The sequence below is a fragment of the Thalassospira lucentensis genome (genome assembly GCF_032921865.1).
In the GTDB taxonomy this organism is placed as follows: Bacteria; Pseudomonadota; Alphaproteobacteria; order Rhodospirillales; family Thalassospiraceae; genus Thalassospira; species Thalassospira lucentensis_A.
On record NZ_CP136684.1, the window covers coordinates 3,625,083 to 3,645,226 of the forward strand.

The window sequence follows — 20,144 nt, forward strand, 5'->3', positions numbered from 1 at the left end:
ATGAAACCGAAAGCAATGGCAAAAATTCGCAATCGTGTGATGGCGGGAATGTTTGTAGCATCGCTGGGAGTTCTGGCGGCATGCAGCACACCGGTTCAGGAACGCTATTTCCTGTTGTCCCCGGATGATGTTTCTGCGCCGTCGGGGGCGGCCAGAACGGCCGTGGTCGGGGTTGGTCCTATCACTATCCCAAGTCATCTGGATCGCAGCCAGATCGTAACACGCAGCAGCGATAACCGGTTGGTGATCAATCAGTTTGATCGCTGGGCCGAACCGCTGGATGAAAACATTCAGCGTGTCCTGGTGGAAAATCTGGATCATCGACTGAGCCCGCAGCGGATTGAGACATTCCCGTGGAATTCACGTGACGGGGTTGTCTGGCAGATCGTGGTGGATCTTGGGCAGTTTGAACGTCAACCGGACGGTTCCGTGCAGATGGCGGCACGCTGGAAAATCGTCAATTTCAATTCCGGCGAAGTTGCCGTATCCGAACGGTTTACTGACACCGTGGTTCCGAAAGACACAACCACCGAGGCAACCGTTGCTGCCATGAGTGATCTTTTGGCGCGACTGAGCGATTCCATTGCCCGGTCTTATCGCTGAATTTGCCGCAAGGATAGGGTTGGTATAGTCGGTCATACCAAGGTATGCGTATTTTGGGTTGTATGATTGTTTTTTGATGTATCCAGAATGGTAGCTGTTTTGCTGGAATACCTCGATTTCCGATAACATTTGAAAAGTTCGAATTCGCCCTATTGTTTTCAGAAACAGAATTGCCTTATAAAGAAGTATAAATATAAAAATGATGGGACACGCGCCTGACTGAGTAAGGGCATGCAAATGCCGCCCCCATACAGGAAGTTAGGGAGCCAGTGCGCGTTATGTCGGATACGACCTTTGAAGTAAGGGTTCAGCGTGGGGAACGCTGGATCATTCATTCGACCTTTGATGTCGAAAAAGAGGCGGTTAACGAGGCTGAAAAGCTTTTAAAGACCAAGGTCTCCGCCGTTAGGGTTGTTCGTGATTGGGAACGCGCCGACGGCCGACATATCGAAAAAGTTCTTCTGGAAAAGCAGGGTGCAGGCGAAGACGACGACAAGGATGTTCGTGTCTCGGCGATTGAGGATGCACCGCTTTGTGATTCCGATAACGACCTTTTGCAGTCGGAAAGCCGTGCGACGATCAATCGTCTGCTACGCAAATATTTCGAACAGGAAATCCTGACCCCTTGCGAGGTAATGTACAATTACCAGAATCTGCGCAAGTTGATGTTTCATGATACATTGATGCCGACTGCGGTCGACAAGGTGGCCGGCATTCATGCCAAGGCGACCGATGGCGACCATATCGAGGCCATGAATAAGCTGCATGGTGCGATCGAACAGTTGGCCGCGCGTGCGCGCGAGGTCGAAAAGGTCGACCTTCCGGCATTTGAAGATGCCACCATTTCCGAAGTCCGTGATGAAATTCGCCGTCTGAACCTTGCGGAGGATACCGACTTTCTGACCATGGTCGCGCTGACGCGGGTGTTGTCGTCAAGCCGCAACTGGGTTGGCAAGCTTGACCTGGCGTTGAAGGTCAAGGGTGACGAGAAAGATGAGGCCGCGCGCAAGCTGCTTGACGATGTTATTGCCGACATCCTGGGATCGCCAGTGGCGTTGAAAGAATTGCTTGGCAGTTCGCGCAGCTTTGGCGATGCGGTAATCCTGCATATTGATCTGGCGTTGGGGCGGGCGCGTGGCAATCGCGGTTCAGCCGATGATATTCTTGAATTGCTGAATCCGCTGTTTGGTTCGGGCTTGCTGGCAACGTCGCAGGAAGCCCTGTTTGATTATATCGTTCGCGAGTTGCGCAGTGCGAACAGTCTGACCCGTCATGAAAGCGATCCTGATCCGCTGGTCGGTATTCTGGACCGGTTGGTGAGTGAGAAGGGTGTTGTTTACGGGGCGCCGATGGTCTCCGCCCTGGCCGAGCGCGGTGCGCGTCTTCGCAATGTTGGTGGTCCGCGTGCCATGATTGACGGGGTTGCGGAAATCAACGGTCGCATGGGGCCGAATTGCCGCAAGATGGCCTGGCTGCTGGCAGTTATGAATTCCGGGATTGTCGAAGATTTCGGGGACGAAGTTTTCGATATGCTGATGGATACGGTCAAGGATATGCGGGCATTGCGCGCATTTTGCGACAGTGAAGCCAAACCGCGCGACAAGATGGCGACGGTCACGGTGATGAATGATGCGCTTCAGGCATCGAAACTTTCCGACGAACAGAAACAGCGCATTGGCGATAAGCTTGACGAGGGGCTGGCGGATTATCTGGTGCGTGAAAAGGTGATCGAGCGGATCGACAATCCGTCGCTCCATCTGCGCAAGCGTGCCTATATGCTGGTGCAATTCTGTTCGAGTGGCGTTCTGATTGAGGGGAAATCGGCATCCATGGCCCGAAAAAGGGTCGTCGGCTATCTGAAACAGCCGAATTTTACCGACAAGCTTGTTGATGACATCAAGGATATGACGGCCAAGGAAGGCACGATACGTGATTTCTATGCCCTTTTGCAGCGAAGCGGTTTTTAGGGCGGCCGATCCAGAGTTTGGTGGGGAGACGCAGTAAAACTGCGAAGAGGCACACCCCGCGAAGATTGTGGCAACAGATGTTGTGGCAAGATTCGTGGGGTGTTTGTCATTGTTGCCAACAGTAACCTGAGGCATGCTGTATTCCTGATGAACGGGGATTGCCATGCCAGACAGCACAACCAGCACGAAAACCGTCGCCTGCCTTGCCTTTGACGATGTCATGAGCCTTGACGTTGTCGGGCCGTTGCAGGTTTTTGCCTCAGCCAATGCCGAACTGGAACGGCAGGGGCGCGAACGGGCCTATGAGTTGCTGGTGATTGCCGATGCCGCCGGGCCGGTGCAGACATCAGGCGGGTTCAGGCTTTATGCCGATCTGGATTGGCGGGACCTTGATCTGGATGAAACCGATACTGTCCTGATTGCTGGTGGCGATGGTGTGAACCGGTTGCGCCAGCGCCAGGATATTCTGGAATGGCTGGCGCGGGCAGAAGGCCGTGTCGGGCGACTTGGCTCGGTTTGTTCTGGTGCGTTGATCCTGGCAGAGGCAGGATTGCTTGATGGTCGGATGGCTACAACGCATTGGTCGCGTTGCGATGAAATGCGCAAAAATTTCCCGAAAATTGATGTCACCGAGGATCGTTTGCACAGCTATGACGCAAACGGTCTTGATGGTGATCCGCATATTTTCACCTCTGCCGGGGTCACGGCAGGGATTGATCTTGCGCTGGCGCTGGTCGAGGCCGATCACGGGCGCGTCATTGCCCTTGCCGTGGCGCGGCGGCTGGTGATGTTTTTGAAACGGCCGGGCGGGCAGGCGCAGTTTTCGGCCTATCTGACGCCTGCCATCGGGGCGACCGCGCAGCTTGCCGGGCTGCTGGAATGGATACCGGGCCACTTGGACGGTGATTTGTCGCTGGAAGTTCTGGCAAATCGTGCGGGGATGTCGGCCCGGACATTTTCACGTGTTTTCACCCGCGATCTTGGCATGACACCGGCACGTTATGTTGAACGGGTCCGGATTGAAGCCGCACGTGCCCTTTTGCAGGATGATGCGATGACCGTGACGCGTGCAGCGCGGCTGTGCGGCTTTGGTCATCCGGAAACCCTGCGCCGGGCCTTTCAACGCCATCTGTCGGTCAGTCCGCAAGAATATGCCGACCGTTTCGGACGAAGGCCGATGGCCATTCCGGTTTAGGCGAACGGCGAAGATATTTTCGTAATCTTCTGTTTTTATTGGAGTTGGCGACATGCTGTTACTGACCAATGGATCGGTGCGTCTGCTGTTTATTGCCCAGGCGCTTTATTGGTCCTGCTCGCTGATCGGGATCACCCTGACATCCCTGATCGGGATTGATCTGGCCCCTGTGCCGGAACTGGCGACCCTGCCGCTGGCGTTATTGTTGCTGGGCAACCTTGCCTGTGTGCATCCGCTGGCGATGATCATGCAGCGTTATGGCAGGCGGACCGGATTGTTTCTGGGCGCGGTCAGCGGTGTGCTTGGTGGTGCCGTGGTGGCGGGTGGTGTTTATCAGGCAGAGTTCAGTCTGGTGTGTCTCGGTACATTGCTGATTGGTGGCTATCAGGCATCGGCGATGTATTACCGTTATGCCGCACTAGAAGCGGTGCGTGACGATCAGAAGGGCCGGGCGGCTGCGCTTGTGGTGGGCGGCGGCGTTCTTGCGGCCCTGATTGCGCCGGAAATTGCCAGTCATACCCGCAATATGGTCGCGATCCCCTTTGCCGGATCGTATCTGGCACTTGCCGGGCTGGCGGCATTGGCGGCGTTGATCATGTTGATGTTGCGGGATGGCGGGGTTCCGGCAAAAACCAAGACGGGCGGGGCCGTTATGCTGGAACTTCTGAAACGGCCAAGGCTGCGCGGGGCGATTGCAGTCAGTGCCGCAGGGCATGGCATCATGATCCTTGTCATGACGGCAACACCGCTTGCGATGAAGTTTTGCGGCTTTGATGTTGATACGGCGGCGAATGTGATTCGCTGGCACATTATCGGCATGTTTTTACCGGCCTTTGTCGCCGGTCCGATGATTGACCGGTTTGGCGCGCGTTTGATGGCGATGGTCGGTGCGCTCTCACTTGTGTTCAGTGTCGCCTTTGCTGTATCGGGGATCAGTTTTTCGGCATTCCTGATCAGTTCGTTCCTGCTGGGGATTGGCTGGAATCTGATGCTGCTGGCGGGGACGACGCTTTTGGGCGAGGGGCATGACGCATCGGAACGCGGCCATGCGCAAAGCCTGATGGAACTTGGCAACAGCATCACCGGGACGGTGGCATCGCTGGTGGCAGGTGCGCTGATTGCCGGGGCGGGATGGAACATCATTAATTTCGGTGTTTTGCCTGTACTGGTGATGGCGATGATCCTGATGTGGCTTGGCGGGCGGCTGGCGGTGACGCAGCGGGCATAAGCCAGATAAAGAAACCGCCGGTCCATGGACCGGCGGTTTGAGTTGCAGGGCGAACGGGGAGTTTCGCCCCGGCGCGATCTCGTTTCGCGTGGTATGGCGGGCGGGATGAACCGGCCGCGATCCGGGCAATAAAAAACCGGCCATCAGGCCGGTTGGGCATTTAATGTCGGGCTGTTGGCCGCGACGAATTCCTTGATCTTCTGCAGAACAAATTCGCGTGATGAATTTTCACGGGTGCGAAACAGGACTTCGCGATCGTGAATTACAAGGCCAAGATAGACCGGATTGTTGTGGCCTTCCTTGCTGAGTTTCAGGGCGCGAAGGGTATGACCAAGGTCATCCGTGCTCTGATAAACGGTACGCATGATGCTTTAACCTGCTTTCTGTCTCGAACGGGCTCAAACGGGAAAAAGAAGCTTACATTGCCCTTATGACAGCCAAGTTTTTCGCTGCGATGACAGCAATATGATGGTTTGGAGACTCTTTTGGTCCTCAACCGGAAAAGGCAATGGCAAAGCCCTTCAAAAAGCTGGTGGTTTCATTCAACGGATTTGATAAAAGAAAACGGGCAGGACGCCTGTTTCCGGCATTGACATGGGCTGATGCGATGTTTAAGAAAGGCGTCGTTCCGCACGGAACACCAAAGAGATAAGGGCAAGTGGCCGAGTGGCTGAAGGCGCTCCCCTGCTAAGGGAGTATGGGGTCAAAAGCCCCATCGAGGGTTCGAATCCCTCCTTGTCCGCCATTGATCAAGGCACCCGAACAGGGTGCCTTTTTCTTTTGCCAAAACCGATAAAACAAAAAACGCGATGAGCCATGTCATCGCGTTTTTGCATTTTCGGTAAATCAGGTGAAGGCGTTAAAGGTAATGATGGTCTGGGTGTCCTTGATATGGGGCAGCAGGTGGATTTTTTCGTTCACATAGCGCCCGATATCCTGACCGTCCTCGATATAGACCTTTACCAGCAGCTCGAACGGGCCCGAGATCGAATAGACTTCCGATACACCTTCGATTTCCTCGACCAGTGCTGTGGCAACGTCATAGGCTTTGCCCAGATCGCATTTCACGAAAATGAAGAAGGGATGCATCGGTGCGGCTCCGGTATTTGGGGATAAAAATTATGCCCCAAGCTATCGCGGTGCGGCGGTGGTTTCAATCATTACTGCGTCGAATGTACGCGGCGTCTTAAGATTGCGGCGGGCGACGCAGAATTTCCAGATGCTTGATGCGCGCACGCACCTGTTCGGGGTTATGTTGCCCGACGCCTTCAAGCAGGGTTTCAAGCATTACCATGCTGGCAGCAGAGCTATCCCATGTCGTGCCGGTTTCGATACGGACCGGAAAGACATGCCGGGCGAATTGCGCAATCGGGCTAAGCCACTGGTCCGTGAAAAGAATGATTTTGGCATCCTGTTTCGAAGCGGCTTCGGCAAAGGCAATGACATCAGCCTGATAACGTCGGACATCAAAAACCACTAGAACATCGCGTTTGCCGATATCCAGCAGGTCTTCGGCCCATTTGGCACTTTGGCCCGAGACGCGCCGAACACGGCTTCGCATGGTGCGCAGATGTTCATAGGCATAAACCGCAAGGGCGGATGTAAACCGCCCGCCCAGCAGATAAACCGATCCTTTGCAATCACCGATCAGTTCGATGGAGCTTTGCAGTTCGGCCGGGTTGATGTTGGCAAGGCTTGTGCGGATGTTGCTGGTGGTGGCTTCGGCCATTTCATGAAGCAATTCCCCCATCGGATGGTCCGACCGGTTGCGCGACCGTGGCAGGCTGCTTCGGGTCAAAGGTGATTGCAGGCGAGCTTCGAGTTCACCGCGCAGGCGCGCCTGCATATCGGGATAGCTGTCAAAGCCGATCTTGCTGGCAAAGCGCAGCACCGTCGGGGCGGAAACGCCACACCTTTCGGCAAAGGTTGCCACCGTTTCAAGGCCGGCCATCGGATAGTTGCCAAGCAGCGCCTGGGCCAGCTTGCGTTCCGACGCGGTCAGCGTATCAGCTTTTTGCGTGATCTGTTCGGCGACTGTCGGTTTCGTTGCCTGCTGCTTCGCATCCAAAGGCGATATTTCCCCGGTTATGCCATTCGCACGGAATAGCCAAACACCCGCAAAGTGCGCTTATGCATTGTTTGGGCGCGGTTTACCTTGTCTGACTTACAAATACAATGATTGTAATGAATTTTACAATATTTGATATTCTTGTCATCAAAATTGAAATCATGTAACGTTCGTTACAGAAGGGATAAAACCCGTACCGCGAAAAGCGGTGCAACAATTCAACGGCTTGGCAAAAGTCGGTCGCCCGGGAGGCGGTTCATCACACGGTACGGCCTTGCAAAAGGCGGTGCAGACAAGGGGATGCAATATGGGTTGTCAGGGCTGCGAATATTTCCATCCAGATTTGGTGTCGATGTTGAACCTGCCGGGTTTTTCCGGGCGGTAAGGCATTTCGTATCACCGTTCGCATCCGTCGGATGTGAACGGGTGGGATCATATTTGCAGATGACAAACCAGCCGCTGTTGCGACCGATAGAACAGGGAGATGTTGGGGTGGCGTTAGATGCCTGAATTTATCAAGACCTACGTTAGATGGGTCGATTGCGTGAACCGGATCATCGGCCGGTTTGCGATGTATCTGATCTTTGCGATGCTTGCGGTGCTTTTGTATTCCGCCGCGACCAAGCTGATGGAATTTCCGGCCCTTTGGACGCTGGAAACCGCGCAGTTCCTGATGGTGTCGTATTTCCTGCTAGGCGGGGGATATTCCATGCAGCTGGACTCGCACGTTCGGATGGATTTGCTGTATGGCGCCTTGTCGCCGCGCAAACAGGCCGGGCTTGATGCGATCACGATTCTGTTTCTGATCTTCTATCTGGCGTTTCTGTTGTATGGCGGCGTTTCATCCACTTCCTATGCGTTCGAGTATGGCGAAACCAGTTATTCAGCCTGGTCGCCGCCGATGTCGCCGATCAAGGCGATCATGACCTTTGGCGTATTCATGATGTTGCTGCAGGCCATTGCGACCTTTTTTAAAGATGTGGCAGCCGCCCGCGGGGAGAGCCTTTCATGAGTTATGAAATGATCGCTCTTCTGATGTTTTCCACGATGATGCTGATGCTTCTGACCGGGAAACGGGTTTTTGGTGCCATTGGTTTTGTTGCCGTTGTTTTCGCCCTTGGCATGTGGGGGGATGGCGGTTCTGAAATGGCGTTCAGTGCCGCGATGAAGCTGATGAAGTGGTATCCGCTTCTGACGCTGCCGCTGTTTGTCTATATGGGCTATATGCTTTCGGAATCCGGTCTGGCCGATGATCTTTACCGGATGTTTCATGTCTGGATGGGACCGGTGCGCGGGGGCCTTGCCATCGGGACGATTGTTCTGATGGTCGCGGTGTCGGCCATGAACGGGCTGAGTGTTGCGGGCATGGCGATCGGGGCCAGCATTGCGTTGCCGGAACTTTTGCGGCGTGGCTATGACAAGGTCATGGTGACCGGCGTGATCCAGGCGGGCAGTTCGCTTGGCATTCTGGTGCCGCCAAGTGTGGTTCTGGTGCTGTATGGCATGATCGCGCGTCAGCCGGTCGGGCAGCTTTGGCTGGCGGGGGTGTTCCCCGGGCTGCTGATGGCGGGCATGTTCATCATCTATATCGCCATTCGCTGCTGGCTGCAGCCCAGCATGGGGCCGGCCTTAAGCAAGGACGAACGCGCGGAAATCACATGGGGCGAGAAGGTCGGCCTGCTGAAAGCCGGGATCGTTCCGCTGTTCATCTTCTTCTCGATGACCGGTCTGTTCCTGATGGGGATCACATCGCTTGTTGAAAGTTCAGCCGTGGGGGCGCTTGCCGCGACCCTTGCCGCCTTGTTCAAGCGCCGCCTGACCCGCGTTGTCATGGAAGAAACCCTGCGCAAGACGCTGTCGATCAGCTGCATGTTCATGTGGATCATTCTGGCGGCCCTTGCCTTCGGGGCGGTTTTTGATGGCCTCGGTGCAGTTCGGGCGATTGAAAGCTTCTTTGTCGATCAGATGGGCCTTGGCCCGTGGCAGATTCTGATCATGATGCAGATTTCCTTCATCCTGATGGGCATGTTCCTTGATGACACCGCGATGCTGGTGATCGTCGCACCGCTTTATGTGCCGCTGGTTGGTGCACTTGGTTTCGATCTGGTCTGGTATGGCGTGCTTTATACCATCACCTGTCAGATCGCCTATATGACACCGCCGTTTGGTTACAATCTGTTCCTGATGCGTGCCATGGCGCCGCCAGAAGTGACGTTAAAGGACATCTATAAATCCATCACACCGTTTGTGATCATCATGGCGATGGCGCTTGGCATCGTGATGGCGTTCCCGCAGATCGCGCTGTGGCTGCCGGAATGGCATTACGCGCGGTAAGCAAATGAACCCGATACCGGCGGGGTCGCAGAAGGCCCCGCCGTTCAAAACAAAATTAATTCAGGGGAGGTTTAAATTTCCAACAAGAGGAGGCGCTGCCAGACCCGTAAGGCGGGCAGGGCAGCTAATTAATGCGTTAACGAACTTCATCGATCAGGGAGATGATACAATGACGACGAGACGCGACTTTATGAAGAAAGCCGGTGTTGCAACCGCAGCAGCCGGTACCACGGCGTTTGCCGCACCTTATGTCAAGGCGCAGAACGCCAAGATCACCTGGCGTTTGCAGACCTATGCCGGTCCGGCACTGGGTGAGCATGTGATCAAGCCGGCCATTGATGCCTTTAACAAGGTCGCCAATGGCGAAATGGAAATCGAACTTTACTATGCCGATCAGCTGGTTCCGACCGGCGAGCTGTTCCGTGCCATGCAGCGCGGCACCATTGATGCGGTTCAGTCCGATGATGACTCGATTGCGGCTCCGGTGGATATTTCGGTCTTTGGCGGCTATTTCCCGTTCGCGACCCGTTACAGCCTTGACGTTCCGGTTCTGTTTGAAGAATACGGCCTGAACGAAATCTGGGACGAAGCATATAGCGAAGTCGAAGGTGTCAAATGGCTTTCGGCCGGTTCGTGGGACCCGTGCCATTTTGCAACGGTTGATCCGATCAACAGTCTGGAAGACCTGAAAGGCAAACGTGTCTTTACCTTCCCGACGGCAGGCAAATTCCTGTCGCGCTTTGGCGTTGTTCCGGTCACCCTGCCGTGGGAAGACATCGAGGTTGCCGTTCAGACCGGCGAGCTTGACGGGATTGCATGGTCGGGCATCACTGAGGATTACACGGTCGGTTGGGCCGATGTGACCAACTATTTCCTGACCAACAACATTTCCGGTGCATGGTGTGGTTCGTTCTTCGCCAATGAAGAACGCTGGAACGAACTTCCGGAACATCTGAAAGTTCTGTTCAAGCTGTGCATGGACAGCTCGCACTATTATCGCCAGCACTGGTACTGGGGCGGTGAAGCCAAACTTCGTACCCAGGGTACGAAGATGAAGCTGACCTCGATCCCGGATGCGGAATGGGCGACGGTTGAAGCCGAAGCACATAAATTCTGGGACGAGATTGCACAGACTAGCCCGCGTTGCGCAAAGGTCGTGGAAATCTTCAAGCAGTATGCTGCGGTTATGGAAAAAGCCGGCAAGCCGTATCGTTACAGCTAGGCCCGTCGGGAACGGTCAATTCTGATCGGGCAGGGCAGCAGATGTTTCATTGGGCACCTGCTGCCCTGTAAACCGGTATTCTTTTGTATTTATGCGAGTTTTGTCAATGTAACGAATAATACAAAATGGCAAAATATTTGTTTAAATGTTCAATGTTGTAATTTACATTACAGACCAAGACGTCACAAGACGCGAAATATAAACGGGCAGGAACCGGTCAATCCGACACAATAACAAAGCCCAAATCACAGGAGGCCGCCGATGCAGGCGAAGGATGTCAAAACCGCCGATGACGCACGAAAACTGATTAAGGAACGAGACATCAAATTCGTTAAAATCGGTATTTTCGACGTCGACGGAATCATGCGCGGCAAATACATGCATTGCGACAAATTTCTGTCGGCACTCGATTCCGGTTTTGCCTTTTGTGATGTGGTTCTGGGCTGGGATTCAAATGACCAGCTTTATGACAAGTCCGAGTTTACTGGCTGGCACACGGCATATCCGGATGCACCGGTGCGCGTGATCCCGGAAAGTTGCCGGGAATTGCCGATGGAGGACGATACAGTCCTGTTCCTTGGTGAGTTCGACGGACGGGCGGAAACCGTTTGCCCGCGTGGCACCTTGCGCCGTGTTCTCGAAAAAGCCGATAGCATGGGGTATGACGTTTCGGCCGCCTGCGAATTCGAGTTTTTCCTGTTCGAGGAAGATCCGCATTCTGTGCGCGAGAAGAATTATCGCAATCTTAAGAACATCACGCCGGGTTTTTACGGTTATTCGATGCTGCGTAATTCCGTGCATTCGGAGTTCTATCATGACCTGCTTGAACTCGGCGAAAGCATGGATTTCCCGATCGAGGGACTTCATACCGAAACTGGCCCGGGTGTGCTTGAAGCCGCCATCGGTCATGACGATGCATTAAGGGCAGCGGATAAAGCCGCATTGTTCAAGACCTTTACCAAGGTTCTGGCCCAGCGTGCCGGATGGATGGCGACCTTTATGGCGAAATGGTCGCCCGATTGGCCGGGGCAGTCGGGGCATATGCATGTTTCGATCAAGGGCAAGGATGGCCGGGCGGCATTTTATGACGCCAATAAACCGCACAACATGTCCGATGAAATGCGCTGGTTCCTTGGCGGGCAGCAGAAACTTATGCCGGAACTTCTGTCGATGGTGGCCTGTACGGTAAACAGTTATTCGAGGCTGATCCCGGGTTTCTGGGCACCGACGACAGCAACATGGGGAGTTGAAAACCGGACCACGGCGCTTCGCGTCATTCCGGGGAGTGCGAAGTCGCAACGCATTGAATATCGCATTGCTGCGGCGGACATTAACCCCTATATCGCGCTTTCGGCTGCCATCGGTTCGGGACTTTGGGGCATTGAAAACAAGGTGGAGCCTGGCGAAATGGTCGTCGGCAACGCCTATGCGCAGGAATTCCCCGAAGATACGACATTGCCCGCAACCCTTTACGAGGCAGCCGGACGTTTGCGCAAATCCGAGGCGGCAAAATCACTGTTTGGCGAAGAATTTGTGACCCATTACGCCCAGTCGCGGGAATGGGAAGAACGCGAATTCCGCAAGGCGATTACCGACTGGGAAATGCAGCGTTACTTCGAAATCATTTGATCTGTTGCACGCGGAGACGCATCGTCGCTTCGCGCACGATCACATATCTTAGCGCCCTAACTCATTCTCCAATTGTGAGGCATTATGTCCGAGAGTTTACGCACCATCTCGCCCGTTGATGGATCCGTTTATGTCGAGCGTCCGCTTGCCGGTGCTGCCGAGATCAACAAGGCACTTGATGTTGCCCGCGCCGCACAGGCCGAATGGCGAACTGTGCCGGTCGCAACCCGTCAGGAAATTCTGCGCAAGGCGGTTGCCGCCTTTGTCGCGAAAAAGGATGAAATCGCGGCTGAAATCAGCTGGCAGATGGGCCGCCCGATTTCGCAGGCTGGTGGCGAGATCAACGGTTTCAAGGAACGCGCGGATTACATGATCGACATCGCCCCAGAGGCGATTGGCGATTATAATCCGGGCGAGAAAGCCGGTTTTAACCGTTTCATCCGCCGTGAACCATTGGGCGTTGTTGCGATCATTGCGCCGTGGAACTTCCCGTATCTGACGGCGGTGAACGGGGTTGTTCCCGCCCTTATGGCGGGGAATGCGGTGGTGCTGAAACATTCGCACCAGACCCCGCTTTGCGCGGAACGCTTTGCCGAGGCGTTTGAGGCCGCTGGCCTGCCCAAGGGATTGTTCCAGTATCTTCATCTGAGCCATGCGGATGCGGAAAAACTGATGGGCGATATCCGTGTTGATTTCGTCAATTTCACCGGTTCGGTTCCAGGCGGTCACGCAGTTCAGCAAGCGGTGGGTGGCAAGTTCATCGCAACCGGTATGGAGCTTGGCGGCAAGGACCCGGCCTATCTGCGTTCGGACGTCAATATCGATCATGCCGTTGAAAACGTCATTGATGGTGCGTTCTTTAACAGCGGTCAGTCGTGCTGCGGGATTGAACGCATTTACGCCCATGAAAGCGTGTTTGATACCTTTGTCGAAAAGGCAGCCGACCTTGTGTCGCAATACCGCCTTGGCAGTCCGGTTGATACGGAAACCAACCTTGGCCCTATGGTGCGGGCGTCATCGGCGACCTTTGTGCGTGGCCAGATTGCCGATGCCATCCGCGACGGGGCAAAGGCATTGATCGATCCGTCGAAATTTGCCGCCAACAAGGAAGGCACCCCGTATCTGGCGCCGCAGGTCTTGATCAATGTCGATCATTCGATGCGCGTCATGAGTGAGGAAAGCTTTGGCCCGGTGGTCGGCATCATGAAGGTGACGTCCGACGAGGAAGCCATTGCCCTGATGAATGACAGTGAATTCGGCTTGACGGCATCAATCTGGACGGCGGACGAAGATGCTGCCCTTTCGATTGGTGACCGGCTTCAGACCGGAACGGTTTTCATGAACCGTGCAGATTACCTTGATCCGGCACTGGCCTGGACGGGGGTGAAAAATTCGGGACGTGGATGCACGCTTTCGAAACTGGGTTACGAATCACTGACCCGGCCGAAAAGCTTCCACCTGCGGACCAAGATTTAACGTCGCGTTTGCGCGCAAAGGATACAGAGATGACCAAGAAGATTGTTGGAAACTGGAACTTCCCGACCTCCGTGCGTTTTGGTCCGGGCCGTATTTCAGAACTGGCAGATGCCTGCAAGACAACAGGCATGAAGAAGCCGTTGCTGATCACCGACGAGGGGCTCAAAGACCTGTCGATGGTGCGCGATGCGATTGCCGCAAACGAAGCCGCAGGACTTCCGACAGGGCTGTTTGCTGGTGTGAAAGGCAATCCGACAGGCAAAAACGTTGAAGACGGTCTGGCGGTCTACCGTGCAGGCGGTCATGACGGTGTGATTGCCTTTGGTGGCGGTTCGGGCCTTGATGCGGCCAAGGCAGTTGCCTTGATGGCGGGGCAGACCCGGCCGATGTGGGATTTCGAGGATGTCGGTGACTGGTGGACCCGTGCCGATCCGGCCGGTATCGCGCCGATTGTTGCCGTTCCGACCACGTCGGGGACTGGTTCCGAAGTCGGTCGTGCCAGCGTGATCACCAAGGAAGATACGCACGAAAAGAAAATCATCTTCCATCCGAAGATGTTACCAGCCATCGTGATTTCCGATCCGGAACTGACCATTGGCCTGCCGCCGCATGTGACGGCAGCGACCGGTGTCGATGCGTTTGTGCATTGTTTCGAAGCCCATTGTGCGCCGGGTTATCATCCGATGGCGGATGGTGTTGCCCTTGAAGGCATGCGGCTGATTGCCAATGCGCTGCCGCGTGCCTATGACGATGGCAAGGATATTGAGGCGCGCGCTGATATGCTTTCGGCAGCGTCGATGGGGGCAACAGCCTTCCAGAAGGGACTTGGCGGTGTTCATGCACTGGCCCATCCGATCGGGGCGATTTTTGATACACATCATGGCCTGACCAACGCAATCCTTCTGCCGTATGTCATGCGTGCCAACCGCCGCGCGATTGAAGGCAATTGTGAAACGATTTGTCGTTTGCTGGGCCTTGCTGCACCGGGCTTTGATACCCTGTTTGAATGGGTTCTGGCGTTCCGTATCCGTCTTGGCATCGTCAATACGCTGGCGGAAATCGGTGTCGACGTAAACCGTGCCGACGAAGTCGCGGCCAAAGCCAAGGGTGATCCGTCCGATGGAGGCAACCCGATTGAACTTTCGGTGGCTGATTATGCCGAAATCTTCCGTCGGGCCTGTGTCGGCGAACTTGGCTAAGTTCAAGAAACGATAACCAGAACAATAACGGGATCAGGGTGTTATCATGGAAAACGTCAGAAAAATCCTGATTGTCGATGGCAATCGCCACGAAGTGAATGAATTGAACCGTTCACTGGGGGGATCGCCATCGGGCGAGGGATATGAAACGGCCCTGCGACGCCTTGATCCTGAACTTGATGTTACGATTGTCCGGCCTGCGGATGATGGGCCGGACTGTCTTCCCGACGGTGTGAAGCTTGGCGATTTTGACGGCATCGCGTGGACCGGTTCGGCGCTTAATGCCTATATCGATGAAGATGCCGTTTTAAACCAATTACCATTGGCCAGAGCGACGGTTGAATCCGGCGTGCCCGTATTTGGCAGTTGCTGGGGCATGCAGATTGTTGCCCGTGCGTTTGGCGGCGAAGTGCGTGCATCGCCCAATGGACGCGAGATCGGCGTGGGCCGTATGATCCGCCCGAATCGGGCAGGGGTTGCGCATCCGATGTATCGCGGGAAATCGATTTGTTTTTCGGCACTGACCGTGCATATGGACGAAGTATCGGTTCCGCCAAAGGGGGCGGTAATCCTTGCGGGGAACGAACACAGTCACATTCAGGCATTGGTGATGGAAAATGACGGCCTTAAATTCTGGGGCGTGCAATACCATCCCGAATATACGCTGGCTGAACTTGCCGCGATTTTCCGGCGGTATGGGCAACGGTTGATTGATGCTGGATTGTTTGCCGATCAGGGCGCGCTTGAGACAATGGCGGCGAACTGGATGACATTGCATGAGAACCCGGGCCGACGCGATCTGGCATGGCAATATGGTATTGATAATGATGCGTTGCGCTATGAACGTCGATTGATCGAACTGGGTAACTGGTTGAAATATTCAGTCGGTAAAATTCGCAGTTAGATCGTTTCTTTGTAGGCGTTTAACGCGCGTTCCTGAACCATTTTGCTATCAAGGTTCCAGACAGTTGTGCCGTGGGTTTCCGCCGTCAGACTTGCCATGGCAAGGCCGGTGCCAATCGCGGCGTCAAAGCTGGTTTCCGGTTTGCTTAAAGCCGACAGAAAGCCTGAATAAAACGCATCACCGGCACCATTGACGTCAACAACCTTGGTGGGCAGGGGGCGCCAGAACGCAATTTCACGGTCATCGGCGGATATGACACCCTTGGCACCCAGTGTGACGACAATATGGGGAATACCGTGATCACGCAGGGATTTGATCGCGTTTACCGCGTCATCGATGTCGTTGATATCAACACCGGATAAAACTTTTGCTTCTGCCCGGTTGGCGATCAGGACATCAAGCTTGTCCAGAATCGGCTTGAAACGGGCCGATTTTGACGGGGATACGGTTGCAGCACAAAAGCGTGATGTGCGTTTTTGACCGGCCAGCCAGATCAGCGTTTCGGTCGGCAGATTGGCATCGACCAGCCACCAGGGCCAATTTTGAATATTTGCCAGTTGATCAGCCAGAAGATCGCATGTCAGGCGGTCATAGACTTCAGCGTCCATCAGGCCAAGGGCCAGTTCACCGGTTTCGTCAAGAATGGCGGTATAACCGGCGGTGTGACCACCAGTGATTTTGCGGATTTGCCGGGTATCGATACCGATTTCCGATAAGGAGCGGATGATCTGATCGCCGTCGCCATCGTCGCCGACCGCACCCAGCATGCCGACATTACATCCCAGCAACCGCAGGTGAACCGCGATATTGCGGCTGACACCACCCGGTTTGCGGTGCAGGGTCCGGACGGGGTTTGACGCCGCAGGCACGAATGTTTCCGTGCATTGCAGGGTTCGGTCAAAATGGGCTGCACCAAGGCAAAGGATGTTGCTGGTCGGGTTGATCAAGATGATGCTCTGTTAATTGTTAAACGGTCTTTGATGGCTGGCGCAAAGTCATAAGCTGCGGGGTCAATTCAACGCAAGCAAAACAAGAAGGGCAGCGCACGGGATCATCGTGCGCTGCCCTTTGGTCAAACCCGTTGGTTCGGGCTTATTTAATCATGATGCGGTCACTGGTTGCCGGGGTCATCGGCGAATTCATGCCGATATATTCCGCAACAGCCTGTTCAAGGTTCGGACCGAAATCATAGACATCAGTTGCGTTGTCGCGGAACAAGGCATAGCCATCCCCGCCATTGCGCATGAAATCGTTCGATACAACGCCATATGTTTTGGCCGGATCAATCGGGGCGAAAGTACCGCCTTCATTGACCATGACGTTGGATACGCGCGCCCCGACCGGCGCGTTAAGATCCAGATCGAATTTCAGGCCGGAAACCTGCGGGAACTGGCCCTTGCCCTCGGATACCATCGACACGCCATGTTCAAGCGATGCAATGACATCGGCACCTGAAAGTTTGAAGGTTGCCAGGGCGTTCTGGAACGGCAGAACCGTCAGGACTTCGCCCATTGTCACGGTGCCTTCGTCAATGCTGGCACGGATACCGCCGCCATTCTGGATGGCGATCTGATGGCCTTCGCCAGCTTTCCACAGCATGGCATCGGCAATCAATGATCCCATGGCGCATTCCATCGCGCGGCAGGTTTCGCGCGATCCATCGGCGGCGGTCGTGAAGCTGCCGACTTCGATGGTGCGGACGGCATCAACGGCACCTCGTTTGGTGTCAATGACGGCCGTGATGTCTTCGGCGGGGGTAAAGGATGCATCAAGCGAAATCGGCTCGCCGCTCCAGGCGATGGCTTTGCCATTGTCATCAAAGGTAACAGCCAGATCGCCAAGATAACGGGTGTATGCATAGGCCTGAACGATCAGAACAGGATCACCATCCCCACCATTCATCACCACCGGGTAGGGGTATGAAGCGTTTTCAACATTGTTTGAAAACAGCAAATGATCGTGGCCGCCAACGATGACGTCAACACCGCTGACTTTGCCAACGATGTCGAAATCTGCGTAGGAACCGGAATGGTTCAATGCGACGATCTTGTTGATACCCTGCGCTCGCAGGCGATCCACCGAAGTCTGCAAAGAGCTTGCAAGGTCGTTGAAGACGACATCAGGGCCAGAACTTGAAATTTCGGCCGTTTCGGGTGTGGTAAGGCCGATGATACCGATCCGTTCACCTCCCACCGTGATGATGGTTTCGGGTTTGATTAGTTCGTTCAGTCCGGCAACAGAGGTTTCAATGTTTGCTGAGAGGATCGGGGTGGTGCTTGCCTTGATGAAATCGGCAAGGACTTCAGGCCCGTCATCGAATTCGTGATTGCCAACTGCCATGGCATCATAATCGACCAGATTCATCAGCTCTGCCAGAAGTTCACCCTTGTAGGTCGAATAATACAGCGATCCCTGAAACTGATCGCCCGCATCCACGACAATAACATTGCCGCCCATTGCGCGATTATCGCGAATGGCGGTTGCAAGGCGGGCATAACCGCCAAAGCATTTGCCTTCGGTTTCGTCTTCGGCACTGCAGCTATTGTTGTATTTGGTAACCGATTCAACGCGGTCATGAACGTCGTTGGTATGCAGGATGCGCAAATCGTAATCCGCAAGGGCCGAACCGGCACCGAAAGTCAGCATCGTACAGGCCGAAAGCAGCCCGGCAATTTTACGTTTCATTTGTTATCTCCGCACAGGCCATTTCACCGGGATCCCTCGACCCGGGATGGCATGAAAAGTCAAATCCCTGAACGCACGCGATCCTAGCATTAAAATTCCGGCGGGGGTACGCCCGGTTGATGACGTGGCGGTTAAATTGTCGATCCGGATCAGGGAGACGGATAAGGCGAATTTTCATTGCGATGCAGAATCGGACGCCTTTGTTTTCGGCGCAACAGGCAGGAGTACAGAAATGGCGCGCGGCGGGATTATGAAATTCTTCGAGAAATAGTATCGGCAGCGATTGAAATGTCAGCGTTTTCTAATGCGTGAAAAACTAAGGGAAACCCCGCAGATAGACGGTAAAAAGGTAAGCTGGGGTAGAATGAATTCTGACCGAATGGACAGGTTTTGTGCCTATGGTCCGTGCTCTGCTATTTACAGAGCACTGTATTTTGTAGTTACCATAGGCGTTCTGCAGCAGAGACGCACAAAAGCATACCGGCATCCGGGGCAAAAAGCGGCGCTGCTGCATGAAACACTTTTTCGATGAGGGAGTCCTGCCGGTTAAGGGCACTGGCGGGATATAAAAGAGAATCAAGCAATAGAAGGGCATCGGAATGAAAAAGCTTCTGACCACCATGGTCGCGGCTGTTGCATGCTATGCAGGTGTAGCGAGCGCAGCAGAAATCAAACCGGCAGTCGTTTACGATCTGGGCGGCCGTTTTGACCGTTCGTTTAACCAGGGCGCATATAACGGTGCCGAGAAATACAAGGCCGACACCGGGACCGAGTATCGCGATTTCGAAATCCAGAACGATTCGCAGCGCGAACAGGCCATGCGCAACTTCGCACGCCGCGGCATGAACCCGATTGTTGCAATCGGCTTCTCGCAGGCATCAGCCCTTGAGAAAGTTGCAACCGAATTCCCTGATATCAAGTTCACGATCGTTGACATGGTTGTTGACCTGCCGAACGTTCAGTCGGTGGTATTCAAGGAACACGAAGGGTCGTTCCTGGTTGGTGTTTTGGCAGCGATGGCATCAAAAACCGGCAAGGTCGGCTTCATCGGTGGCATGGATATTCCGCTGATCCGCAAATTTGCCTGTGGTTATGCGCAGGGCGTTAAACACGCCAATGCCGATGCCGAAGTATTCCAGAATATGACCGGCACCACCGGTGCGGCATGGAATGACCCGGTTAAAGGTGGCGAGCTTGCAAAATCGCAATTCGACCGTGGGGCGGACGTTGTCTATCACGCGGCTGGCGGCACCGGCGTTGGTGTTCTGCAGGCGGCGGCGGATGCCGGCAAGCTTGGCATCGGTGTTGACTCAAACCAGAATGCCCTGCATCCGGGTTCGGTTCTGACCTCGATGCTCAAGCGTGTTGACGTTGCTGTTTACGAAGCGTTTGACGCTGCTGCCAACGACACATGGGAACCGGGCGTAACGGTTCTTGGCCTTGCAGAAGGCGGCGTTGACTGGGCGCTTGACGAGAACAACGAGAAACTCATCACCGACGACATGAAAGCGGCTGTTGCCAAGGCCAAGGAAGAAATCATTTCCGGCAACCTTGAAGTCCATGATTACATGAGCGACAGCGCCTGCCCGATGTAAGGCAGGACGAACAAACCGGGGATTTGTAGTGTCGGATAC

General features: G+C 54.7%; 18 protein-coding genes and 1 tRNA gene. 14 read left to right on the forward strand and 5 right to left on the reverse strand.

Annotation, left to right across the window (positions count from 1 at the left end):
* From R1T41_RS17515 to R1T41_RS17530, 4 genes are all read left to right on the forward strand, one after another.
* Positions 1-603, forward strand: a complete 603-nt coding sequence (locus R1T41_RS17515) for a membrane integrity-associated transporter subunit PqiC (protein WP_170954030.1) — start codon at positions 1-3, stop codon at positions 601-603.
* A gap of 278 nt (positions 604-881) precedes the next feature.
* Entirely contained in the window at positions 882-2,570 is a 1,689-nt protein-coding gene (locus tag R1T41_RS17520; RefSeq protein WP_097050351.1) for a hypothetical protein, read from the forward strand.
* A 163-nt stretch (positions 2,571-2,733) separates the two neighbouring features.
* A complete protein-coding gene (locus tag R1T41_RS17525) occupies positions 2,734-3,765 on the forward strand; it encodes a GlxA family transcriptional regulator (protein ID WP_317338216.1) in 1,032 nt (343 codons plus the stop codon).
* Between the two features lie 52 nt (positions 3,766-3,817).
* Complete coding sequence (locus tag R1T41_RS17530) at positions 3,818-4,993, forward strand: MFS transporter (RefSeq protein ID WP_317338218.1); 1,176 nt, start codon at positions 3,818-3,820, stop codon at positions 4,991-4,993.
* 143 nt (positions 4,994-5,136) lie between these two features.
* Here the strand turns inward: R1T41_RS17530 and R1T41_RS17535 are convergent, their stop codons facing one another.
* Positions 5,137-5,358 (reverse strand): hypothetical protein, encoded by a 222-nt coding sequence (locus R1T41_RS17535; RefSeq protein ID WP_062949104.1) that lies wholly within the window; start codon positions 5,356-5,358, stop codon positions 5,137-5,139.
* A 143-nt stretch (positions 5,359-5,501) separates the two neighbouring features.
* Here R1T41_RS17535 and R1T41_RS17540 point away from each other — a divergent pair, with 143 nt between their 5' ends.
* Positions 5,502-5,645 carry a hypothetical protein gene (locus R1T41_RS17540; protein ID WP_156484562.1) on the forward strand — a complete coding sequence of 48 codons (144 nt, stop codon included), beginning with the start codon at positions 5,502-5,504 and terminating at the stop codon, positions 5,643-5,645.
* Positions 5,646-5,738, forward strand: a tRNA-Ser gene (locus tag R1T41_RS17545).
* 101 nt (positions 5,739-5,839) lie between these two features.
* On the opposite strand, the gene R1T41_RS17550 is transcribed toward R1T41_RS17545, so the two are convergent.
* Complete coding sequence (locus tag R1T41_RS17550; RefSeq protein ID WP_007089884.1) at positions 5,840-6,082, reverse strand: Lrp/AsnC ligand binding domain-containing protein; 243 nt, start codon at positions 6,080-6,082, stop codon at positions 5,840-5,842.
* A gap of 97 nt (positions 6,083-6,179) precedes the next feature.
* Positions 6,180-7,061: a MurR/RpiR family transcriptional regulator gene (locus R1T41_RS17555; protein ID WP_317338223.1), complete on the reverse strand. Its 882-nt coding sequence runs from the start codon at positions 7,059-7,061 to the stop codon at positions 6,180-6,182.
* A gap of 502 nt (positions 7,062-7,563) precedes the next feature.
* Here R1T41_RS17555 and R1T41_RS17560 point away from each other — a divergent pair.
* The 7 genes from R1T41_RS17560 (at position 7,564) to R1T41_RS17590 (ending at position 15,825) form a co-directional block, all read left to right on the forward strand.
* A complete protein-coding gene (locus tag R1T41_RS17560; RefSeq protein WP_062960025.1) occupies positions 7,564-8,073 on the forward strand; it encodes a TRAP transporter small permease subunit in 510 nt (169 codons plus the stop codon).
* Positions 8,070-9,395, forward strand: coding sequence for a TRAP transporter large permease subunit (locus tag R1T41_RS17565; RefSeq protein WP_097050346.1), 1,326 nt, complete (start codon positions 8,070-8,072; stop codon positions 9,393-9,395). Before R1T41_RS17560 ends, R1T41_RS17565 begins: the two co-directional genes overlap by 4 nt.
* A gap of 169 nt (positions 9,396-9,564) precedes the next feature.
* Entirely contained in the window at positions 9,565-10,617 is a 1,053-nt protein-coding gene (locus tag R1T41_RS17570) for a TRAP transporter substrate-binding protein (protein WP_317338227.1), read from the forward strand.
* A gap of 261 nt (positions 10,618-10,878) precedes the next feature.
* Positions 10,879-12,246: a glutamine synthetase gene (locus R1T41_RS17575; protein ID WP_317338229.1), complete on the forward strand. Its 1,368-nt coding sequence runs from the start codon at positions 10,879-10,881 to the stop codon at positions 12,244-12,246.
* An 84-nt stretch (positions 12,247-12,330) separates the two neighbouring features.
* Positions 12,331-13,722 (forward strand): aldehyde dehydrogenase family protein, encoded by a 1,392-nt coding sequence (locus R1T41_RS17580; protein WP_317338231.1) that lies wholly within the window; start codon positions 12,331-12,333, stop codon positions 13,720-13,722.
* Positions 13,723-13,751: 29 nt separating this feature from the next.
* On the forward strand, positions 13,752-14,921 hold the full coding sequence (locus R1T41_RS17585; RefSeq protein ID WP_317338232.1) for an iron-containing alcohol dehydrogenase: 1,170 nt from the start codon (positions 13,752-13,754) through the stop codon (positions 14,919-14,921).
* A 46-nt stretch (positions 14,922-14,967) separates the two neighbouring features.
* Positions 14,968-15,825 (forward strand): type 1 glutamine amidotransferase, encoded by an 858-nt coding sequence (locus R1T41_RS17590; RefSeq protein ID WP_317338234.1) that lies wholly within the window; start codon positions 14,968-14,970, stop codon positions 15,823-15,825.
* On the opposite strand, the gene R1T41_RS17595 is transcribed toward R1T41_RS17590, so the two are convergent.
* Entirely contained in the window at positions 15,822-16,772 is a 951-nt protein-coding gene (locus R1T41_RS17595; RefSeq protein ID WP_317338235.1) for a carbohydrate kinase family protein, read from the reverse strand. The genes R1T41_RS17590 and R1T41_RS17595 overlap by 4 nt on opposite strands.
* Before the next feature lie 145 nt (positions 16,773-16,917).
* Entirely contained in the window at positions 16,918-18,510 is a 1,593-nt protein-coding gene (locus tag R1T41_RS17600; RefSeq protein ID WP_317338236.1) for a bifunctional metallophosphatase/5'-nucleotidase, read from the reverse strand.
* 599 nt (positions 18,511-19,109) lie between these two features.
* Between R1T41_RS17600 and R1T41_RS17605 the strand changes: the two genes are divergently transcribed.
* Positions 19,110-20,105 carry a BMP family protein gene (locus R1T41_RS17605; protein ID WP_062949082.1) on the forward strand — a complete coding sequence of 332 codons (996 nt, stop codon included), beginning with the start codon at positions 19,110-19,112 and terminating at the stop codon, positions 20,103-20,105.
* Positions 20,106-20,144: the final 39 nt, after the last annotated feature.

Excerpts from the sequence above, each read along its gene's own strand:
- R1T41_RS17515 (WP_170954030.1), top strand. The coding sequence starts at position 1 with ATGAAACCGAAAGCAATGGCAAAAATTCGCAATCGTGTGATGGCGGGA.
- R1T41_RS17520 (WP_097050351.1), top strand. The coding sequence starts at position 882 with ATGTCGGATACGACCTTTGAAGTAAGGGTTCAGCGTGGGGAACGCTGG.
- R1T41_RS17525 (WP_317338216.1), top strand. The coding sequence starts at position 2,734 with ATGCCAGACAGCACAACCAGCACGAAAACCGTCGCCTGCCTTGCCTTT.
- R1T41_RS17530 (WP_317338218.1), top strand. The coding sequence starts at position 3,818 with ATGCTGTTACTGACCAATGGATCGGTGCGTCTGCTGTTTATTGCCCAG.
- R1T41_RS17535 (WP_062949104.1), bottom strand. The coding sequence starts at position 5,358 with ATGCGTACCGTTTATCAGAGCACGGATGACCTTGGTCATACCCTTCGC.
- R1T41_RS17540 (WP_156484562.1), top strand. The coding sequence starts at position 5,502 with ATGGCAAAGCCCTTCAAAAAGCTGGTGGTTTCATTCAACGGATTTGAT.
- R1T41_RS17550 (WP_007089884.1), bottom strand. The coding sequence starts at position 6,082 with ATGCATCCCTTCTTCATTTTCGTGAAATGCGATCTGGGCAAAGCCTAT.
- R1T41_RS17560 (WP_062960025.1), top strand. The coding sequence starts at position 7,564 with ATGCCTGAATTTATCAAGACCTACGTTAGATGGGTCGATTGCGTGAAC.
- R1T41_RS17565 (WP_097050346.1), top strand. The coding sequence starts at position 8,070 with ATGAGTTATGAAATGATCGCTCTTCTGATGTTTTCCACGATGATGCTG.
- R1T41_RS17570 (WP_317338227.1), top strand. The coding sequence starts at position 9,565 with ATGACGACGAGACGCGACTTTATGAAGAAAGCCGGTGTTGCAACCGCA.
- R1T41_RS17575 (WP_317338229.1), top strand. The coding sequence starts at position 10,879 with ATGCAGGCGAAGGATGTCAAAACCGCCGATGACGCACGAAAACTGATT.
- R1T41_RS17580 (WP_317338231.1), top strand. The coding sequence starts at position 12,331 with ATGTCCGAGAGTTTACGCACCATCTCGCCCGTTGATGGATCCGTTTAT.
- R1T41_RS17585 (WP_317338232.1), top strand. The coding sequence starts at position 13,752 with ATGACCAAGAAGATTGTTGGAAACTGGAACTTCCCGACCTCCGTGCGT.
- R1T41_RS17590 (WP_317338234.1), top strand. The coding sequence starts at position 14,968 with ATGGAAAACGTCAGAAAAATCCTGATTGTCGATGGCAATCGCCACGAA.
- R1T41_RS17600 (WP_317338236.1), bottom strand. The coding sequence starts at position 18,510 with ATGAAACGTAAAATTGCCGGGCTGCTTTCGGCCTGTACGATGCTGACT.
- R1T41_RS17605 (WP_062949082.1), top strand. The coding sequence starts at position 19,110 with ATGAAAAAGCTTCTGACCACCATGGTCGCGGCTGTTGCATGCTATGCA.